The 16,981-nt window shown below is 72.5% G+C and carries 21 protein-coding genes; 12 read left to right on the top strand and 9 right to left on the bottom strand.

Annotation, left to right across the window (positions count from 1 at the left end; translation table 11 throughout):
* Positions 1-70: 70 nt before the first annotated feature.
* The gene (locus tag EKO23_RS16750; protein ID WP_134719271.1) at positions 71-847 is read left to right on the top strand and encodes an enoyl-CoA hydratase; all 777 of its coding nucleotides are present in this window, start codon (positions 71-73) and stop codon (positions 845-847) included.
* A gap of 208 nt (positions 848-1,055) precedes the next feature.
* A complete protein-coding gene (locus tag EKO23_RS16745; protein ID WP_217702666.1) occupies positions 1,056-1,898 on the top strand; it encodes a GNAT family N-acetyltransferase in 843 nt (280 codons plus the stop codon).
* Positions 1,899-1,901: 3 nt separating this feature from the next.
* Here EKO23_RS16745 and EKO23_RS16740 read toward each other — a convergent pair whose 3' ends face one another.
* Entirely contained in the window at positions 1,902-2,474 is a 573-nt protein-coding gene (locus tag EKO23_RS16740) for an isochorismatase family protein (protein ID WP_134719269.1), read from the bottom strand.
* A 33-nt stretch (positions 2,475-2,507) separates the two neighbouring features.
* Complete coding sequence (locus EKO23_RS16735) at positions 2,508-3,092, bottom strand: DUF4188 domain-containing protein (RefSeq protein ID WP_134719268.1); 585 nt, start codon at positions 3,090-3,092, stop codon at positions 2,508-2,510.
* 85 nt (positions 3,093-3,177) lie between these two features.
* Here EKO23_RS16735 and EKO23_RS16730 point away from each other — a divergent pair, with 85 nt between their 5' ends.
* Positions 3,178-3,849, top strand: a complete 672-nt coding sequence (locus tag EKO23_RS16730; RefSeq protein WP_134719267.1) for a MerR family transcriptional regulator — start codon at positions 3,178-3,180, stop codon at positions 3,847-3,849.
* A gap of 96 nt (positions 3,850-3,945) precedes the next feature.
* Here the strand turns inward: EKO23_RS16730 and EKO23_RS16725 are convergent, their stop codons facing one another.
* Positions 3,946-5,208 carry a nicotinate phosphoribosyltransferase gene (locus EKO23_RS16725; protein ID WP_246051145.1) on the bottom strand — a complete coding sequence of 421 codons (1,263 nt, stop codon included), beginning with the start codon at positions 5,206-5,208 and terminating at the stop codon, positions 3,946-3,948.
* A 75-nt stretch (positions 5,209-5,283) separates the two neighbouring features.
* Between EKO23_RS16725 and clpS the strand changes: the two genes are divergently transcribed.
* Complete coding sequence (gene clpS / locus EKO23_RS16720) at positions 5,284-5,589, top strand: ATP-dependent Clp protease adapter ClpS (protein WP_134719265.1); 306 nt, start codon at positions 5,284-5,286, stop codon at positions 5,587-5,589.
* 49 nt (positions 5,590-5,638) lie between these two features.
* Entirely contained in the window at positions 5,639-6,220 is a 582-nt protein-coding gene (locus EKO23_RS16715; protein WP_134719264.1) for a DUF2017 domain-containing protein, read from the top strand.
* A 35-nt stretch (positions 6,221-6,255) separates the two neighbouring features.
* Here the strand turns inward: EKO23_RS16715 and EKO23_RS16710 are convergent, their stop codons facing one another.
* On the bottom strand, positions 6,256-7,083 hold the full coding sequence (locus EKO23_RS16710; protein WP_167880520.1) for a glycosyltransferase family 87 protein: 828 nt from the start codon (positions 7,081-7,083) through the stop codon (positions 6,256-6,258).
* Between the two features lie 178 nt (positions 7,084-7,261).
* On the opposite strand from EKO23_RS16710, the gene EKO23_RS16705 reads away from it, so the two are divergent.
* Genes EKO23_RS16705 through EKO23_RS16695 form a run of 3 tightly spaced genes read left to right on the top strand, consistent with a single transcriptional unit; the run spans position 7,262 to position 8,954 of the window.
* A complete protein-coding gene (locus EKO23_RS16705) occupies positions 7,262-7,705 on the top strand; it encodes a M67 family metallopeptidase (RefSeq protein WP_134719262.1) in 444 nt (147 codons plus the stop codon).
* Complete coding sequence (locus EKO23_RS16700) at positions 7,705-8,004, top strand: MoaD/ThiS family protein (RefSeq protein WP_134719261.1); 300 nt, start codon at positions 7,705-7,707, stop codon at positions 8,002-8,004. The genes EKO23_RS16705 and EKO23_RS16700 overlap by 1 nt, the downstream gene beginning before the upstream one ends.
* Positions 8,004-8,954, top strand: coding sequence for a PLP-dependent cysteine synthase family protein (locus EKO23_RS16695; protein WP_134719260.1), 951 nt, complete (start codon positions 8,004-8,006; stop codon positions 8,952-8,954). The genes EKO23_RS16700 and EKO23_RS16695 overlap by 1 nt, the downstream gene beginning before the upstream one ends.
* Positions 8,955-8,970: 16 nt before the next feature.
* Here the strand turns inward: EKO23_RS16695 and EKO23_RS16690 are convergent, their stop codons facing one another.
* Both EKO23_RS16690 and EKO23_RS16685 read right to left on the bottom strand, forming a co-directional pair.
* Positions 8,971-9,369, bottom strand: coding sequence for a hypothetical protein (locus EKO23_RS16690; protein WP_134719259.1), 399 nt, complete (start codon positions 9,367-9,369; stop codon positions 8,971-8,973).
* Positions 9,366-10,745, bottom strand: coding sequence for a wax ester/triacylglycerol synthase family O-acyltransferase (locus tag EKO23_RS16685; RefSeq protein WP_217702665.1), 1,380 nt, complete (start codon positions 10,743-10,745; stop codon positions 9,366-9,368). The genes EKO23_RS16690 and EKO23_RS16685 overlap by 4 nt, the downstream gene beginning before the upstream one ends.
* A gap of 122 nt (positions 10,746-10,867) precedes the next feature.
* Here EKO23_RS16685 and EKO23_RS16680 point away from each other — a divergent pair, with 122 nt between their 5' ends.
* Positions 10,868-12,280, top strand: a complete 1,413-nt coding sequence (locus tag EKO23_RS16680; RefSeq protein ID WP_134719258.1) for a WS/DGAT/MGAT family O-acyltransferase — start codon at positions 10,868-10,870, stop codon at positions 12,278-12,280.
* 13 nt (positions 12,281-12,293) lie between these two features.
* On the opposite strand, the gene EKO23_RS16675 is transcribed toward EKO23_RS16680, so the two are convergent.
* Positions 12,294-12,755, bottom strand: coding sequence for a GyrI-like domain-containing protein (locus tag EKO23_RS16675; RefSeq protein WP_167880519.1), 462 nt, complete (start codon positions 12,753-12,755; stop codon positions 12,294-12,296).
* Positions 12,756-12,906: 151 nt separating this feature from the next.
* On the opposite strand from EKO23_RS16675, the gene murI reads away from it, so the two are divergent.
* The gene (gene murI / locus EKO23_RS16670) at positions 12,907-13,710 is read left to right on the top strand and encodes a glutamate racemase (protein ID WP_134719256.1); all 804 of its coding nucleotides are present in this window, start codon (positions 12,907-12,909) and stop codon (positions 13,708-13,710) included.
* Positions 13,707-14,483, top strand: a complete 777-nt coding sequence (locus EKO23_RS16665) for an MBL fold metallo-hydrolase (RefSeq protein ID WP_134719255.1) — start codon at positions 13,707-13,709, stop codon at positions 14,481-14,483. The genes murI and EKO23_RS16665 overlap by 4 nt, the downstream gene beginning before the upstream one ends.
* A 79-nt stretch (positions 14,484-14,562) precedes the next feature.
* Here the strand turns inward: EKO23_RS16665 and EKO23_RS16660 are convergent, their stop codons facing one another.
* A complete protein-coding gene (locus EKO23_RS16660) occupies positions 14,563-15,234 on the bottom strand; it encodes a response regulator (protein ID WP_425464407.1) in 672 nt (223 codons plus the stop codon).
* Entirely contained in the window at positions 15,222-16,379 is a 1,158-nt protein-coding gene (locus tag EKO23_RS16655; protein WP_134719253.1) for a sensor histidine kinase, read from the bottom strand. The genes EKO23_RS16660 and EKO23_RS16655 overlap by 13 nt, the downstream gene beginning before the upstream one ends.
* Before the next feature lie 129 nt (positions 16,380-16,508).
* Here EKO23_RS16655 and EKO23_RS16650 point away from each other — a divergent pair.
* The coding region (locus EKO23_RS16650; protein WP_134719252.1) for an ABC transporter ATP-binding protein at positions 16,509-16,981 on the top strand (473 nt) is incomplete at its 3' end.

Here is a 16,981-nt window from a genome sequence, read left to right as displayed (position 1 = left end):
CTTGCCAGATACGGCGCGAAATCCCGCTCGCGACGGCGCCGACTTGGGAGACGCACCCTAGGTTGGCGGCATGACTGTTCCAGGGCTGGCCGTCACCGAGGACGACGGCGTGCTGACCATCCGCTTCGACCGTCCCGAGGCGTTCAACGCGCTCACCGGTGAGATGACTCTGGGCACCGCTGCGCTGCTGGAGGAGGCGTCGGCGCGCGACGACGTACGGGTGGTGGTGCTGACCGGCACCGGTCCCGCGTTCAGCACCGGCGCCGACATCGGCGGGGCGGACGCGCACGAGCGGTTCGACGTACGCGCGCTGGACGCGGCGAACCGGCTGATCCGCTCGATCACCGGGTGCGACAAGCCGGTCGTCGCCGGGGTCAACGGGATCGCCGCCGGGGTCGGGCTCTCCGCCGCCCTGGCCTGCGACCTGGCCGTCTGCGCCGAGTCCGCGTCGCTGCTGCTGGCCTTCGCCCGGGTCGGCCTGATGCCCGACGGCGGCGCCACCGCGACCGTCGCCGCCTCGATCGGCCGGGCCCGCGCGATGCGGATGGCGCTGCTCGCCGAGCCGCTGCCGGCCCGCGCGGCGTACGACGCCGGGCTGGTCTCGCACGTCGTCCCCGACGACGCGTACGCCGACGAGCTGGCCCGGGTCGTGAAGCGGCTGCGGCACGGCGCCCCGCTCGCGCAGGCCGCGACCAAGCGCGCCATCAACGCCGCCGCGCTCGCCCAGGTCGAGCCCGCGATGGAGCTCGAGCGGACCACCCAGACGATGTTGCTGCGCACCGCCGACGTAGCCGAGGGGATGCGGGCGTTCTCCGAGAAGCGCCGCCCGACCTTCACCGGCGACTGACCACGGCTGCAATTGCGGCCGCGTGACGGGGGTTCGGCCTCTCGTCGTGCAGTACGGCTGCAATTGCGGCCGCATGACGGGTCGGGGAGGGGGCTGCGATGTCACAAGCCCGCAATTGCGGCCGCATGACAGAGGATCGGCCCCGCTCCATGTCATACGGCTGCAATTGCAGCGCCATGACAGTCGCCGGGGCGGCATGATCGTCGGGATGGACACGAGGCTGATCGAGGTGACCGCCGGGGACCGGCCGGGGTGGCTGGCGCTGGCGCCGGAGGGCCACCCGGTCGGGTCGGCGTTCCTACGGCTTCCGCCGGGGTCGCCCGAGGCGGAGCTGGCCCTCGGCGTGCACCCGGGCGAGCGGCGCCGGGGGATCGGCACCCGGCTGCTCGAGGCCGCCGGGACGGCGGCCCGCACCGCCGGGCGCGAGGCGCTGACCTGCGAGCCGGTGGAGGCCGGGTCGCCCGGCGACCTGTTCCTGGCGGCGCGCGGGCTGCGGCCCGTGCTCCGGTTGACCTACACGCGCCTGCACCTGGCCGAGGCCGACCTCCCCGAGGCTCCGGTGCCGGCCGGCTACCGGCTGGTGGCCTGGCGGGGCGTCGTACCCGACGACCTCGCCGAGGCGTTCGCCGCCGCCCGGCCGGCGATGGACGACATGCCGATGGACGCGATGACGTTCACCCCGCGGCCCTGGGACGTCGAGCGGGTACGACGGGTGGCGCAGGCGGTGGCCGACCGCGGCGATCACCTCGACACGGTCGCGGCGGTGCAGGAGGCGACCGGCGCGGTCGTGGCGTTCACCGAGGTGGTCGTCCCCGCCGACGGCACCGGCGACGGCCAGCACTACGGCACGGGGGTCCTGCCGTCGCACCGCGGTCACGGGCTGGCCCGGTGGCTCAAGGTCGAGGCGGTACGCCGGGTGCGGGCGGACTTCCCACGGCTGTCCGGCCTGCTCGCCGACACCGCAGACAGCAACGTCGCGATGCGGGCGGTCAACGAGTCGCTCGGCTACCGGCCGACGCACCGCTCCGTGATCTACCAGCGCGACCTGTGATGGTCAGATCGTGACGCCGGCCTCGGCCATCTCACGGAGCGCGGTCTTCGTCGACCCGGGGGCCACGCCGGCGCAGAGGTCGGGCAGCAGCCGGACCGCGAAGCCGCTCTTCACGGCGTCGAGCGCGGTCGCCTTCACGCAGTAGTCGGTGGCGATCCCGCACACGTCGACGTCGGTGACCTCGTGCGCTCTCAGCCAGTCGTTGAGCGCGCGGCCGTCGGTGGTGCGGCCCTCGAAGCCGGAGTACGCCGCGGCGTGGTCACCCTTGAGGAAGATCGCGTCGAAGGGCTGCGGGTCGAGGTTGGGGTGGAACGCCTCCCCGTCGGTGCCGACCCGGCAGTGCACCGGCCACGAGTCGACGAAGTCGGGCTCCTTCGACCAGTGGTCGCCCGGGTCGACGTGGTGATCCTTGGTGGCGACGACGTGGCTGTAGTCGGGTGCCTTCGGGTCCCGGAGGGTCCAGTGGTGCAGGATCTCGGCGATGTCGTGCGCGACCTGCGCGCCACCGGCGACGGGCAGCGACCCACCCTCGCAGAAGTCGTTCTGGACATCGACCACGATCAGGGCCCGCTTCATGGTCGCGAGCCTAGCGTCGCGGCCGAGCGCGGGTCACTCCGCCGTGGCGCCGTCCTCCGGGGCGAAGTCCGGCTCCGTCGTGCCGAGCCGCCCGTGGGCGGTCGAGGTGGTGCGTCCCGGGCCTCGTCGGCGCGAGGCGAAGGCCGCGCCGAGCCCGAAGGCCGGCATGTTGCCGTAGAGCGACTCGATCCGGTCGCGGGGCACGACGTAGGTCTCGTGGAAGATGCCGACGTCGCCCGAGGAGGCGGCCGCCTTGTTGAACCGGCCCCATGCCGCGGCGTGCGAGAACGACGGGTCGCGGGCGAACGCGCCGAGCTCCTCGGCGCTGTGCCAGTACTGCACGACGAGGAAGACCCGGCCGCTGCGGTAGAGCTCGGCGCCGAGCAGGCCGGCGTCCCGCTCGCCGAGCTCCTTCAGCATGCGCGGCATCGCCGTGGCCACGGGCAGCCAGGAGCGCACCTTGCGCCAGCGGTTGACCCGCATCCCGATCAGGAACACGACCGGGTCCTCGACCACGACCTCGGCGACGTACTGCCCGCCGCGCACTCCCTGCGGCGCGGCGTCGGCGGCTCCCTCGTAACCGCGGGGGACCCGGCGGGTGGTGGTGCTGGTGGTCATGACACACCTCCGAAGATAGCCAGAGTATCTACGACGATAGTGGCACTATCATCACTGTCCCGCAAGAGGTACGTCGAGGAGGACCATGCGCATCTCCGAGCTCTCGGACGCGACCGGCGTCCCGGTGCCGACCATCAAGTACTACCTGCGCGAGGGGCTGCTGCACCCGGGGGAGAAGGTCACCGCCCGGCTCACCGAGTACGACGACACGCACCGCCAGCGGCTCGGCCTCCTGCGCGTGCTGCGCGAGGTGGGCGACGTGCCGGTCGAGCGGCTCGGCCAGCTGGTCGCGACCGCGCAGTCGACCCACGCCACCGCCCACGAGATGCTCGCGGCGGCCGCGGCGGCCCTGGCGCCGACTCCGCCGGAGCCGACCGAGCACCGGGCCGAGGCTCGGTCGGTGGCAGACGCGCTGATCGACCACGCAGGCTGGAGCAACGTGCACCCCCGCTCGGCCGACCGGGACAACCTGGCCGGCGTGCTCGAGGCGATCATGCGGTTCGACACGCACCCCTCCGACCCGGCCGAGGTGGCGCCGTACCTCCGCGCGGCCGACGAGATCGCCCGCTACGAGCTCTGGCACCTGCGGCAGGACACCGGCCGGCAGGGGCTGCTCGAGGAGATGGTCGTCGGCCAGGTGGTGTTCGGCCGGCTGCTCGGCATCCTGCGCCGGCTGGCCGAGGAGCACTACAGCGCGATCCGGTTCGGCCAGGTCTCGGACCCGGCCGACGCCTCCGCGACGTACGACGGCCCCTGAGCGCCGACCTACCGGGGCAAACCAGCACTTCCCGAGTGTTGCTTGCCCCGGTAGGTGCAGGATTCCCCGGGTGACCGGGGATTCCGGCAGGGGCCCTCAGTGGTGCTCCGGCTCCCCGATATGGATCGTCTCGAGCACGGTCTCACCCTTGCTGAGCATCCGGGCGGTGAGGGGGAGCTCCTCGCGGGAGGAGCGGTGGCGGGCGCGGGCGGCCTCGAGCGACTCGCGGCCGACCACCTCGCCGCCGCGCACCAGCGGCACCAGGAGGGGGCGGTCGTTGCCGTCGTTGACGGGCGGCTCGCCGATCCCGACCACCTCGGCCTCGGCGACGCCGCGGTGGTTGAGCCGGCGCAGGGCGTACTTCCGGCCGCCGATCGAGATCTTGTCCTTGCTCTTCTTCGCCACCGAGACCATCGAGCCGTCGTCGTCCTCGCGCGCGACCAGCTTGTAGACGAACCCGCAGGTCGGGTGGCCGCTGCCGGTCACCAGCTCGGTGCCGACGCCGTAGCCGTCGACGGGAGCGGCGCCGAGCGCGGCGATGGCGAACTCGTCGAGGTCGCTGGTCACCACGATCCGGGTCTTGGTCGCGCCGAGCTCGTCGAGCTGCCGCCGCACCTGGTGGGCGAGGTCGCCGAGATCGCCGGAGTCGAGCCGCACCGCGCCGAGGTCGGGTCCGGCCAGCTCGACGCCGAGCCGCACCGCCTCGGTCACGTCGTAGGTGTCGACGAGCAGCGTGGTGCCGGTGCCGAGCGAGGAGATCTGCGCACGGAACGCGTCCTCCTCGCTGTCGTGCAGCAGGGTGAAGCTGTGCGCGGAGGTGCCGGCGGTGGGCACGCCGTACCGCTGCCGGGCCGCGAGGTTGGAGGTCGCCGTGAACCCCGCCACGTACGCCGCCCGGGCGCTGGCCACCGCCGCCTCCTCGTGGGTACGGCGGGCGCCCATCTCGATGCACGGCCGGTCGTGCGCGGCCATCGTCATCCGCGACGCGGCGCTGGCGATCGCGGAGTCGTGGTTGTAGATCGACAGCAGCAGCGTCTCCAGCACCACCGCCTCGGCGAACGACGCCTCGACGATCACCAGCGGTGAGTAGGGGAAGTAGACCTCGCCCTCGGGATAGCCCCAGACGTCGCCGGAGAAGCGGTAGTCCGCGAGCCAGTCCAGGGTCGGCTGGTCCACCACCTCGCCGTCGCGCAGGACGGCGAGCACGTCGTCGTCGAACCGGAACCGCTCGATGGCGTCGAGGGCGCGGCCGACGCCGGCCACCACGCCGTACCGTCGTCCCTCCGGGAGCCGTCGGGGGAACAGCTCGAAGACCGAGCGCCGGTGGGCGGTCCCGGCGGCCAGCGCGGCCTGGAGCATGGTCAGCTCGTAGTGGTCGGTCAGCAGCGCCGTCGAGGCAGCAGGTGCGCGAGTCACGGTTCGTACTGTGCCACGATGGGATGCGTGTCAGCAGCGAGTCCCGTCGAGGTCGAGCCGACCCAAACGCCGGACGAGATCACGCTCACCGCCCGACCGTGGGTGACGATCGTGTGGAACGACCCGGTGAACCTCATGTCGTACGTCACCTACGTGTTCTCCAAGTACTTCGGCTACGAGAAGAAGAAGGCCGAGAAGCTGATGCTCGAGGTGCACCACGACGGCCGGTCCGTGGTCTCGTCGGGGAGCCGCGAGGAGATGGAGCGGGACGTCCAGGCGATGCACGAGTACGGCCTCTGGGCCACCATGGAGAAACAGAAGTGAACACCCCAACGAGCCACTCGCTGCGCTCGCGCCTCGCCGGGGACCCCGAATGAGCGGATTCACCCGGCACCGGCGGAGCGGCCAGGTCATCGCCAACTTCACCGGGTTCGAGGCCGAGCTGCTGCGCTCCCTCGCGTCCCAGCTCGTCGAGCTGCTGCGCAACGAGGCGGCGGTCCCGCGCGACCAGGACCCGTTCGAGGCGATGATGGACTTCTCCGGCCCGACCAACGAGCCCGAGGACCCGGTGCTCGCCCGGCTCTTCCCCACGGCGTACGCCGACGACGAGGAGGCCGCCGCAGAGTTCCGGCGGTTCACCGAGGGCACGCTGCGCGACGGCAAGTCGCAGGCGGCGATCGCGATCATCGACGGCCTCGAGGACGCCGGCCTCCCGCCGGAGCTGACCGAGGAGGGGCTGCACATCGACGTGGAGCTCGACCCGGACACCGCCGAGACCTGGCTGCGCTCGTTCACCGACCTCCGGCTGGCCCTGGCCACCCGGCTCGGCGTCGAGGAGGGCGACGAGGCGTTCTGGCACGCACTGCCCGACGAGGACCCGCGGGCCCAGGCGCACGACATCTACGAGTGGATCGGCTACCTCCAGGAGACCCTCGTCGACGCCCTCACCGATTGAATGCTGGCTCCGGACAGGGGCCGACGGCGGACCTGCTACACCCTCGTGCCGTGGTCCGGCTCCAGCGTCGAGCCGTCGGTCGCCTTCATCCCCTCCAGCAGCCTGGGGATCGCCGCCAGAGGCGTCAAGCAGGCAAACGTCCCGTGCACGGGGAGTGCCATGACCACTGCCACGGCGAGCACCCACGGCCGGTCCGTGCGTGCTCCCCACACCACGATGGCAAACGCGGCGACGCATCGTGGAAGGAAGGTCGGGTCAGACTCCCCGGAGTGTGTCACCAGGAACGACCACCACTGTTCCCACCATCCGGGCTTTACCGCGGCGGACACCAGGACCACGGCGAGCGTCGCCACCACCGCCGTGCCGACGTCGCGCCACTGACCACGTGCCGCGAACCACAGGACCCCGATACCGGGAGTGACCTTCGTCAAGATGCCGAACGCCCATGCCGCCGGGTGGCGGACGCCGAGGGCGATCATGACGGCCAGGAGAAGGAACACGTTCCCGGGGAGCAGTTCGCACACGCAGAACAGCACCACCGGGACGGCCCAGCGCAGTGGGATCGGGCGAACCAGCCACACGAGCGCGGCTGACTCGATTGCCACCCACGCAACGAAGAAGGCGGGCCACGGCAGCTGGACCATCGGCCAGATGGCGAGGGCGAACGCGGGACTGTAGAGGAAGGCGTCCTCTCGTCGCGGGCCAACGCCGTACAGGTCGCCGTCCCGTGTTGCCCAATAGGCGTGGGCGTCCTGCCCCAGGTAACCCAGCGTCAGGGCGAAGTGGACGGCGAGCAGTGCGGTGGCGGCGGCGAGGACCCAGCACAAGGCCAGGTTGAGACGGCCGATGATCCCCTGTGACACCGCACGAGCGTACGTGTGCGCGTGGGCCAGCGTCCCGGAAATGGGGAGTCTGTCCACTGCAGCCTGGCCGGGCGATCGAGTACGCCCCCGCCGCATAACGAGGGTCGGCGCGAATCTCAGGATGCGGACCCGGCAACCACGGTGCGTGTCCGACGCGCGCGGGGCATAGCCTCGAAGGGTGCTGACCATCGACCAGGCGACGTACGACGCGATCGTCGCGCACGCCAAGCGCGACCACCCGGACGAGGCGTGCGGGGTGGTCGCGGGACCCGAGGGAAGCGACCGTCCGGAGCGGTTCGTCGCGATGGTGAACGCCGCGGGCAGCCCGACGTTCTACGAGTTCGACTCCACCGAGCTGCTGCAGCTCTACAAGGAGATGGACGCGCGGGACGAGGAGCCGGTGGTGATCTACCACTCGCACACCGCGACCGAGGCCTACCCGAGCCGCACCGACATCGGCCTCGCGATGGAGCCGAACGCCCACTACGTGCTCGTGAGCACACGCGAGCACGGGAATAACGAGGGCCCGGTGGAGTTCAGGTCCTACAGAATCATCGACGGCGAGGTGACAGAGGAAGACGTCACCGTCGTCACGCAAGCCGACACGAGGAGCACCGACTGATGGCCATCGAGGTCCGGATCCCCACCATCCTGCGCACCTACACCGACGGGCAGAAGGCGGTCGACGCCGCCGGCGATACGCTCGCGGGGCTGATCGACGACCTGGAGTCGAACCACCCGGGCCTCAAGGACCGCCTCATCGAGGGCGAGGACCTGCGGCGCTTCGTGAACGTCTACATCAACGACGAGGACGTCCGGTTCATCGGCGGGCTCGAGGCGCCGCTGGCCGACGGCGACCAGGTCGTCGTGCTCCCGGCGGTGGCGGGCGGGGCCCGCGATCGGATGCCGACGGGCCGCTGATGGCCCGCTTCGACAACCTGCTCCAGTCCGTCGGCGGCACCCCGCTGATCGGGCTCCCGGGGCTGTCACCGAGCCCCGACGTACGACTGTGGGCGAAGCTCGAGGACCGCAACCCGACCGGGTCGATCAAGGACCGGCCGGCGCTGCGGATGATCGAGCAGGCCGAGAAGGACGGGCTGCTGCGCCCCGGCTGCACGATCCTCGAGCCGACCTCGGGCAACACCGGCATCTCGCTGGCCATGGCGGCCAAGCTCAAGGGCTACCGCCTGGTCTGCGTGATGCCCGAGAACACCTCCGAAGAGCGGCGGCTGCTGCTGCGCATGTGGGGCGCGGAGATCGTGTCCTCGCCCGCGGCGGGCGGCTCCAACGAGGCGGTCCGGGTCGCGAAGGGCGTCGCCGAGGAGCACCCCGACTGGGTGATGCTCTACCAGTACGGCAACCAGGCGAACGCGCTCGCGCACGAGGAGACCACCGGCCCCGAGCTGCTCGCCGACCTCCCCGAGATCACCCACTTCGTCGGCGGCCTCGGCACCACCGGCACGCTCATGGGCGTCTCGCGGTTCTTCCGCGCCCACAAGCCCGACGTGCGGATCGTCGCCGCCGAGCCGCGGTACGGCGAGCTGGTCTACGGGCTGCGCAACCTCGACGAGGGCTTCGTCCCCGAGCTCTACGACGCCGAGCTGATCGACGCCCGGTTCTCGGTCGGGCCGCGCGACGCCGTACGCCGGGTCCGCGAGCTGCTCGAGGTCGAGGGCATCTTCGCCGGCATCTCCACCGGCGCGATCCTGCACGCCGCGCTGGCCCGGGCCGCGAAGGCGGTCCGGGCAGGAGAGCGGGCCGACATCGCGTTCGTCGTCGCCGACGCCGGCTGGAAGTACCTCTCCACCGGTGCCTACGAGGGCACCATCGACGAGGCCGAGGACCGGCTCGAGGGCCAGCTCTGGGCGTGACCGCGCCCCGGTGCCCTCACGCGTCGGGCGGCGGCGCCAGCGTGCTCGTCAGCGACTTCCGCAGCCGCTCCCAGCGGCGGGTCCAGTCCTGCACGGGCGCCAGCGTCCGCTCCAGCACCGCGAGTTGGGAGTCGAGGGCCCGCAGCTCGGCCTGGAGGGCCTGGATGCTGAGCCGCTTGGCGTGCACCTCCTCGACCAGCACGTCGAGCTCCGCGGTCACCGGCGGCATCTGCTCGGACAGCTGCCGCATCGCCGAGAGCATCCCGGTGACCGCGCCCGGGACCGGTTCGGGCAGGACGCCGAGGGCGCCGCGGCCGGCCGAGGCCATCAGCTCCGCGACCGTCCGGGTCCGGTCGAGGAACGCCTCCATGGTGGCCTCGACCAGGCCGGGTCGCGTCGGGTCGTCGCGGGTCATCGGGCCTCCTGCCCCCGGGCGAGGCCGAGGCTGCGCAGGGCGTCGACCTCGTCGGTGAAGTCGGCGAGCAGCTCCTCGGGGTGGGTCACCACCGTCGCGTCGACCTTGAACCCGACCTGCACCCGGCCGTCGTAGGTGACGATGCAGGTGCCGAGGGTCTGGTCCCCCGACTGCGGCGCCCAGCCGAGCATCGAGGTGACCCGGTTGCCGGCCACGAACCGGGGCTCGCGCGGGCCGGGGACGTTGGTGGTCACGCCCGTGGCCTTGTTGGCGAAGAAGTCCACGAAGAAGCGCTCCAGCGACGGCCCGGTACGGCCGATCCCGCGCATCAGCCCGAACGTCAGCAGCGCCTCCGGGGAGTCCTTGATCTCGTCCATCCGGCGGCGGGTCTCCGCGAGCCGCGCGAACGGCGTGCCGAGCCCGGACGGCAGCGTGACCAGCACCAGCGCGAACCGGTTGCCGAGCTCCGGCGGCAGCGGTCGGTCGAGGTCACGGAGGTTGACCGGCACCATCGTCGGTACGTCGCGCGGGACGGCGCCGTGCCGCTCCTGGTACGTCGCCAGGGCGCCGGCGAGGGCGGCGACGAGCACGTCGTTGACGGTGGTCCCGGTGCCCCGGGCCGTGCCGACGACGTCCGCGAGCGGGATCGGGGGCGCCCAGAGAAGCCGCTTCCGGACCCCGGGAACCCCGGACACCGGGGTGTGCGGCAGCCGGGACAGCACCAGCTTGGAGGTGATCTGGGTGGTCTGGCGGGCGAGGGAGAACGCGTCGGTGACGTGGCCGGGCGTGAGCAGTCGCGGTACGTCGAGCAGGGCCGCGCCACCGGCCTCCGCCAGGTGCAGCCCGGTGGCCAGCAGCCCGTGGTGCTCGCCGTCGTCCGGTGGCTCCGCGGCCGCGCGGTCGCCGTCCGGGGTCGGGTCGCTGAGCGACAGCAGCACCCGGGTGAGCGCGATGCCGTCGGCGAGCGCGTGGTGCAGCCGGGAGTAGACCGCGGAGCCCCCGCCGTACCCGTCGACCAGGTGCATCTCCCACAGTGCCCGGTCGCGGGGGAGCGGGGTGCTGACGAACGTGTTGACGTAGTCCTGGAGCGCGGCGTCGTCCCCGGGCGCCGGCAGGTCGGCACGACGTACGTGCCGCTCCCGGGCGAAGTCCGGGTCGTCGTCCCAGTGCGGCGGACCCATCGGCAGCCGCGACCAGGTGGGGCGCTGCCGGAACACGGGGTAGCGGTCGAGCACCCGCCGCTCCAGCACGTCGAGGAACAGGTCCCAGTCCATCGGCTCCGCGAACGTCATGAGGCTCTCGATCACCATGAGGTTGTCGGGCCGGTCCATGTTCAGCCAGATCGTGTCCTCGGGATCGATCAGACGTCGTGCCATGAGCCGAGCCTGTCGCGGGGGCGCGACCCGACGGCAGGGTCTTCGGGTCCCGGACCAGTGACGGAGGTCCCTGTGTGCGTGCGCCGGGCGTCGCGAGACTGGTGGGGACCCGAGGAGGCCTGATGGACAGGTTGACGCCGCTCGCGGCAGCGTTCCTGGACGCCGAGGACGTGGACCCCGCTGCGTCGCTGGCGATCGGCTCGTTCACCGTGTTCGAGGGCCCGACGCCCGACTTCGAGGAGTTCGTCCGGTCTATCGAGGGCCGGCTGCCGCTGATCCCGCGCTATCGCCAGAAGGTGCGCAACGTGCCGTTCGACCTGGCCGCGCCGGCCTGGGTCGACGACCCCGACTTCGACGTCCGCTGGCACGTCCGCAACACCGCGCTCCCGGCGCCCGGTGGCCCGGAGGAGGTCGGCCGGCTGATGAGCCGGGTCATGTCGCGCCGGATGGACCGGTCCCGCCCGCTGTGGGAGTACTGGTTCGTCGAGGGCCTCCCGGACGGGCAGTGGGGCATCATCTCGAAGCTGCACCACTGCCTGGCCGACGGCGTCTCGGGAAGCGACCTCTTCCACCTGGTGCTCGACACGTCGCCGACGCCGCGGGCGCCGGTGCCGGACACCTGGGCGCCCGCCCCACCGGGCTCGACGCTGGCGTTCACCGGGGCCGCGGTCCGCGACCTCCTGCTGTCGCCGGTGTACGGCGCCGGGCTGCTGCTCAAGGCGCTGGGCGCGCCGCGACGCCTCGCCCGGTCGGCCGGGGCGGCCGCCACGGGGCTGCTCGTGCTCTCGGGCGCGGTCCGACCGGTGCACGAGTCCTCGCTCACCGGCCCGGCGGACGGGAGCCGCCGCTACGCCTGGACCGAGCTCTCCCTCGACGACGTCCGGGAGGTCCGCAAGGCCTTCGGGGTGACCGTCAACGACGTCGCGCTGGCCGCGGTCACCGGGGGGTTCCGGCGGTTGCTGCTGTCCCGTGGCGAACGACCCGACGCGCACGCCGTACGCACGCTGGTGCCGGTGTCGACCCGGGAGCCGGGGACCGAGTCGGTGACCGACAACCAGGTCTCGCTGATGCTGCCGTTCCTGCCGGTCGACGAGCCGGACCCGGAGCAGCGCCTGCGGCAGGTGCGCCGCCGGATCCTCGAGCTGCGCTACGGCCACGAGCCGGAGGCGGGGGAGACCATCACGACGGCCGCGCGGATCGGGCCGTTCGGCCCGGTGTCGTGGGCGATCCGCACCGGCTTCCGGCTGCCGCAGCGCCAGGTCGCGACGGTGACGACGAACGTGCCCGGACCGCAGGAGACCCTCTACGGGCTCGGCCGCGAGGTGACCGGGATGCTGCCCTACGTTCCGATCGCGGACCGGGTGCGGATCGGGATCGCCATGTTCTCCTACCGCGGCACCCTCACCTTCGGGGTCACGGGCGACTACGCGACCGCACCGGACATCGACGTGCTGGCCGACGGGATCGCCGCATCCGCTGCCGAGCTGGTCGACCTGGCGCGGCGTCGTACGGCGGAGGGCCGGGCGCAGACCTGAGCGCCTGACGTGGTCACGCGTGGCGCAGGCTGCGGCACGGGACGTGCACGAGCGTGCGCGGCTCCGGAACGTCCGGCTCGTCGAGGTAGGTCTCCCACGGGTCGCCGGTCGGCACGTACCCGTTGTGGGCCAGCCACTCCTCGACCGCCTCGTACGCCGCCGGCAGGTCGTCGTACGAGCCGTGGTGCACGGTGCGGGCGGCGTGTCCGCCGGGGATCTGGCCGGCCACGACACGCCCCTCGGGCGTGACGGTCCGGGCGACCGGGAAGCCGGCCTCGATGCCGAAGCTGCGGTCGTGCAGCGAGTAGCGCGCGAACGGCGGCCCGGCCGGGGCCAGCCCCTCGCTGGCGAGCACCTGCGCCACCTCGCCGTACGCAGCCCCCAGGAAGTCGGCGATGCCGTCGAGCTCCGCGTCACCCCGCACCACGGCCGCCGGCTGTGGCTGCAGGTCCACCGTCTCCACCTCGTAGCCCATGCCTCCACGGTCCCCGCGGGCGCGGCCGGTCGCACAGTGCCGAAGGTCCCCGGCGTACGGGCCACCGGGCGGACGTGACGCTCGCGACACCGTGACCTGGGTCGCGATGGGAGGGCATCCGGGGCGCCCAGCGTCTAGCCTGTGTCGAGACATGGCGGAACGACCCATAGGCATCTTCGACTCGGGCTTCGGTGGACTCACCGTGGCCCGTTCCGTCATCGACCAGCTGCCCCACGAGTCGATCCTGTACGTCGGCGACACGGCGCGGCAGCCGTACGGGTCGAAGCCGATCGGCGAGGTCCGCGAGTACGCCCTCGAGTGCCTCGACCACCTCGTCGAGCGCGACGTCAAGGCCCTCGTCATCGCCTGCAACAGCGCCAGTGCGGCGATGCTCCGCGACGCCCGCGAGCGCTACGACGTACCCGTCGTCGAGGTGATCCTCCCGGCCACCCGCCGTGCGGTGGCCGCCACCCGCAACGGCCGGATCGGCGTGATCTGCACGCGGGCCACCGCCGAGTCGCTGGCCTACGACGACGCGTTCGCCGCCGCCCCGCCCGACGTGGAGCTGATCACCCGGGCCTGCCCGAGCTTCGTCGACTTCGTCGAGCGCGGCATCACCGGCGGCGACGAGCTGCTCGCCGCCGCCCACCACTACCTCGACCCGCTGGTCGAGGCGCAGGTCGACACCCTGATCCTCGGCTGCACCCACTACCCGCTGCTGACCGGCGTCATCTCCTACGTCATGGGCGACGAGGTGACCCTGGTGAGCAGCGCCGAGGAGTGCGCCAAGGACGTCTACAAGCTGCTGCTCCGCCACGACCTGCTGCGGGAGTCCGGCGAGCCCGAGCACCGGTTCCTCACCACCGGGCACGCCGACGAGTTCGCCCGGATCGGCCAGCGCTTCCTCGGCCCGGAGCTGCACGTGGCCGACCAGTTCGCCGGAGGGCTGGCATGAGGCTCACCGTCGTGGGTTGCTCCGGCTCCTACCCGGGGCCGGACTCCCCGGCCAGCTGCTACCTCGTGGAGGCCACCGGTGTCGACGAGTCGGGCGAGGGCCGCACCTGGCGGATCCTGCTCGACCTCGGCAACGGCGCACTCGGGGCGCTGCACCGGTACGCCGACCCGCTGGCGGTCGACGCGGTGTTCCTCAGCCACCTGCACGCCGACCACTGCCTCGACCTGTGCGGCTACTACGTCATGCGGAAGTACCACCCCGCCGGCCACCAGCCGAGGATCCCGGTCTACGGCCCGGAGGGCACCGCCGCCCGGATGGCGCGCGCCTACGACCTGCCCGAGGACCCCGGGATGACCGAGGAGTTCGACTTCCACGCCTACCCCGACGGCGGCGCCGTCGAGCTCGGACCGTTCCGGATCGAGCCGGTGGCCGTGGAGCACCCGGTGCCGGCGTACGCGCTGCGCGTCCACGCCGGCGGGCGGCTGCTCGTCTACACCGGCGACAGCGGGGTCTGCGAGCCGGTCGAGCACGCGGCCGAGGGTGCCGACCTGTTCCTCGCGGAGGCGGCGTTCTGCGACGGCGAGGAGAACCCCGAGGGCATCCACCTCACCGGCACCGACGTCGGCAACATGGCCAAGCGCGCCGGCGTCGGCCGCCTCGTGCTCACCCACATCCCCGCCTGGCACGACCGGCAGGTGGCCTTCGACGAGGCCCGGGCGGTGTGGGACGGCCCGCTCGAGGTGGCGGCCGCCGGGGCGACGTACGACGTCTGACACGCGCCTCGCCGCGTGCACCGATTGGCCACGAACAGCATGTCTCTCTGCTGCGATTGAGGACCAAGCCGCAAGGTCTTCAGACCAGGCCGGCGTCGTGCACGCAGATCGCGATCTGCACCCGGTTCGTGACCTGGAGCTTGTCGAACAGGCGTGAGACGTGCGCCTTGACGGTGGGCACGGAGAGGTAGAGCTCGCCGGCGATCTCGGCGTTCGACAGGCCGCGGCCGACCGCGACCGCGACCTCCCGCTCGCGGTCGGTGAGCGCGTCGAGCCGCCGCCGGGCGTCCGAGGTTCGGTCCTCGCCGCCGGTGCGCACCTGCCGGATCAGGGTGGCGGTGACCGACGGCGACAACATCGGGTCGCCGGCCGCGACCCGGCGGATCGCGGTGACGATCTCCTGCGGCGGGGTGTCCTTGAGCACGAAGCCGTCCGCCCCCGCGGCCAGCGCGCCGAGGACGTGCTCGTCGGCGTCGAACGTGGTCAGCACGATCACCCGCGGCGGGTCCGGCTCGGAGTGCAGCAGCCGGGTCGCCTCCAGGCCGTTGAGCTGCGGCATCCGGATGTCCATCAGCACCACGTCCGGCTGCTGCTCGCGGGCGGCCTGCACGCCGGCCCGCCCGTCCGGCGCCTCGCCGATCACCTCCAGGTCCGGCTGCCCCCCGAGCATCAGCTGCAGGGCGGAGCGCACCAGGGGGTCGTCGTCGACGATCAGCACCCGGATCACTGGCTCGACGGTCACGCCGCCCACGGTATCCACCCGTGCAGGACGAACATCGAGCCGTCGGTGCGGTGCTCGAGCCGACCCCCGCGCAGCTCGGCCCGCTCCGACAGCCCGACGAGTCCGAGGCCGGCGCCGGGGGTGCTGCTCCTCCCGAACCCGTGCGGGTTGCGGACCAGCACGTCGATCCCGTCCTCCGGACTGCCGCTCACCCGCACGAACACCGTGCTGCCGGGGGCGTGCTTGGCCGCGTTGGTCAGCCCCTCCTGCACGATCCGGTAGACCGTGCGGCCCGCCGCCGACGGCACGGCGGCCCCGTCCGGGACGCTGGCGGAGTACTCCACGTGCATCCCGTGCTCGCGGGCGGACGAGAGCAGGCAGGCCAGGTCGTCGTACGTCGGCTGCGGGGCGTCGGCGGGCTCGCCCGTGGCCGGGTCCCGCAGCACGCCGAGGACGCCCCGCAGCTCGAGCAGCGCCTCGTTGGCCTGGGCCTGGATGACCCGGGCACTGGCCCGCATCTCGTCCGCGGTCAGGTCCTCGCGGAACGCCAGCGCGCCGGCGTGCATCGAGACCTGGGAGATCTTGTGGGCGAGCACGTCGTGCATCTCGCGGGCGATCCGGGCCCGCTCGTCGCTGCGCGCCTTGCCGGCCCGGAGCCCCTGCTCGGCCTCGGCCCGCTCGGCGCGGTCGCGCAGCGTCCAGAGCAGCTCGCGCCGGGACCCGACGAACATGCCCCAGGCGAGGATCGCGACGCTGACGATCGCGTTGACGGTGAGGCTCAGCCAGTAGGGATCGGTGCTGTCGTGCGGCTGCACCACGACGAACGCCTGGGCGCAGACCAGGCCGACCACGCCGGCGAGCACGATCTGCCAGATCACCCGCCGTGTCGCGAGCGAGACCGAGGCCAGCGCGGACGGGCCGGTCGCCAGGCCGGAGTAGACGCTGAGCAGGATGGTCACCAGCGCCACCGGAAGCGGCCAGCGACGGCGGAACCAGGCGAGGACGAAGCACAGCAGGCCGATCCCGACGTCGAGCCAGAACATCCAGCGGTGGTGCTGCCACTGCTGCACGACGACCGAGGCCCAGACGAATCCGGAGATCACCGCCGCGAGCGCGAACCGCCACAGGTGGGACCAGACGGTCAGGCGCGTCTGCCAGGGCGGTTGCTGCTGCACGTCGCAAGGCTAGGTGCCCAGGGGCCCGGTGGGGGAGCGACCCCGGTCGCGAGCGTCCCCTACTTTGGTCGTGGTGGTTCCTACCAAATCCGGATGCGGGCGCCCGGGCCCGCACGAAAGGCTGGGCCCATGATCAAGGTCGACAGACTGACCAGGAAGTACGGCTCCTTCACAGCCGTCGACGACATCAGCTTCGTGGCCGAACCCGGCCGCGTGACCGGCTTCCTCGGCCCGAACGGCGCGGGGAAGACCACCACGATGCGCGTCATGGTCGGGCTCACGCCCGCCACCCACGGCACCGTCACCATCGGTGGCCACCACTACAAGGACATCCCCAACCCGGGCCGCCACGTCGGCGTGCTCCTCGACGCCTCCGCGCAGCACGCCGGCCGCACCGGACGCGAGGTGCTGACCATCGGTGCCCGGACCATGGGCCTCCCGGACTCCCGTGTCGACGAGATGCTCCGGCTCGTCTCGCTGGACGACCGCGAGTCCAAGCGCCGGGTGCGCAACTACTCGCTCGGCATGCGCCAGCGCCTCGGCATCGCGCACGCGTTGCTCGGCGACCCGCAGGTGCTGATCCTCGACGAGCCGGCCAACGG

Origin of the sequence: Nocardioides guangzhouensis (assembly GCF_004519545.1) — a bacterium.
Taxonomy (GTDB): Bacteria; Actinomycetota; Actinomycetes; order Propionibacteriales; family Nocardioidaceae; genus Nocardioides; species Nocardioides guangzhouensis.
The sequence above is the reverse complement of the archived record's forward strand: the minus strand, read 5'-3'. Positions and strand labels throughout refer to the sequence as shown.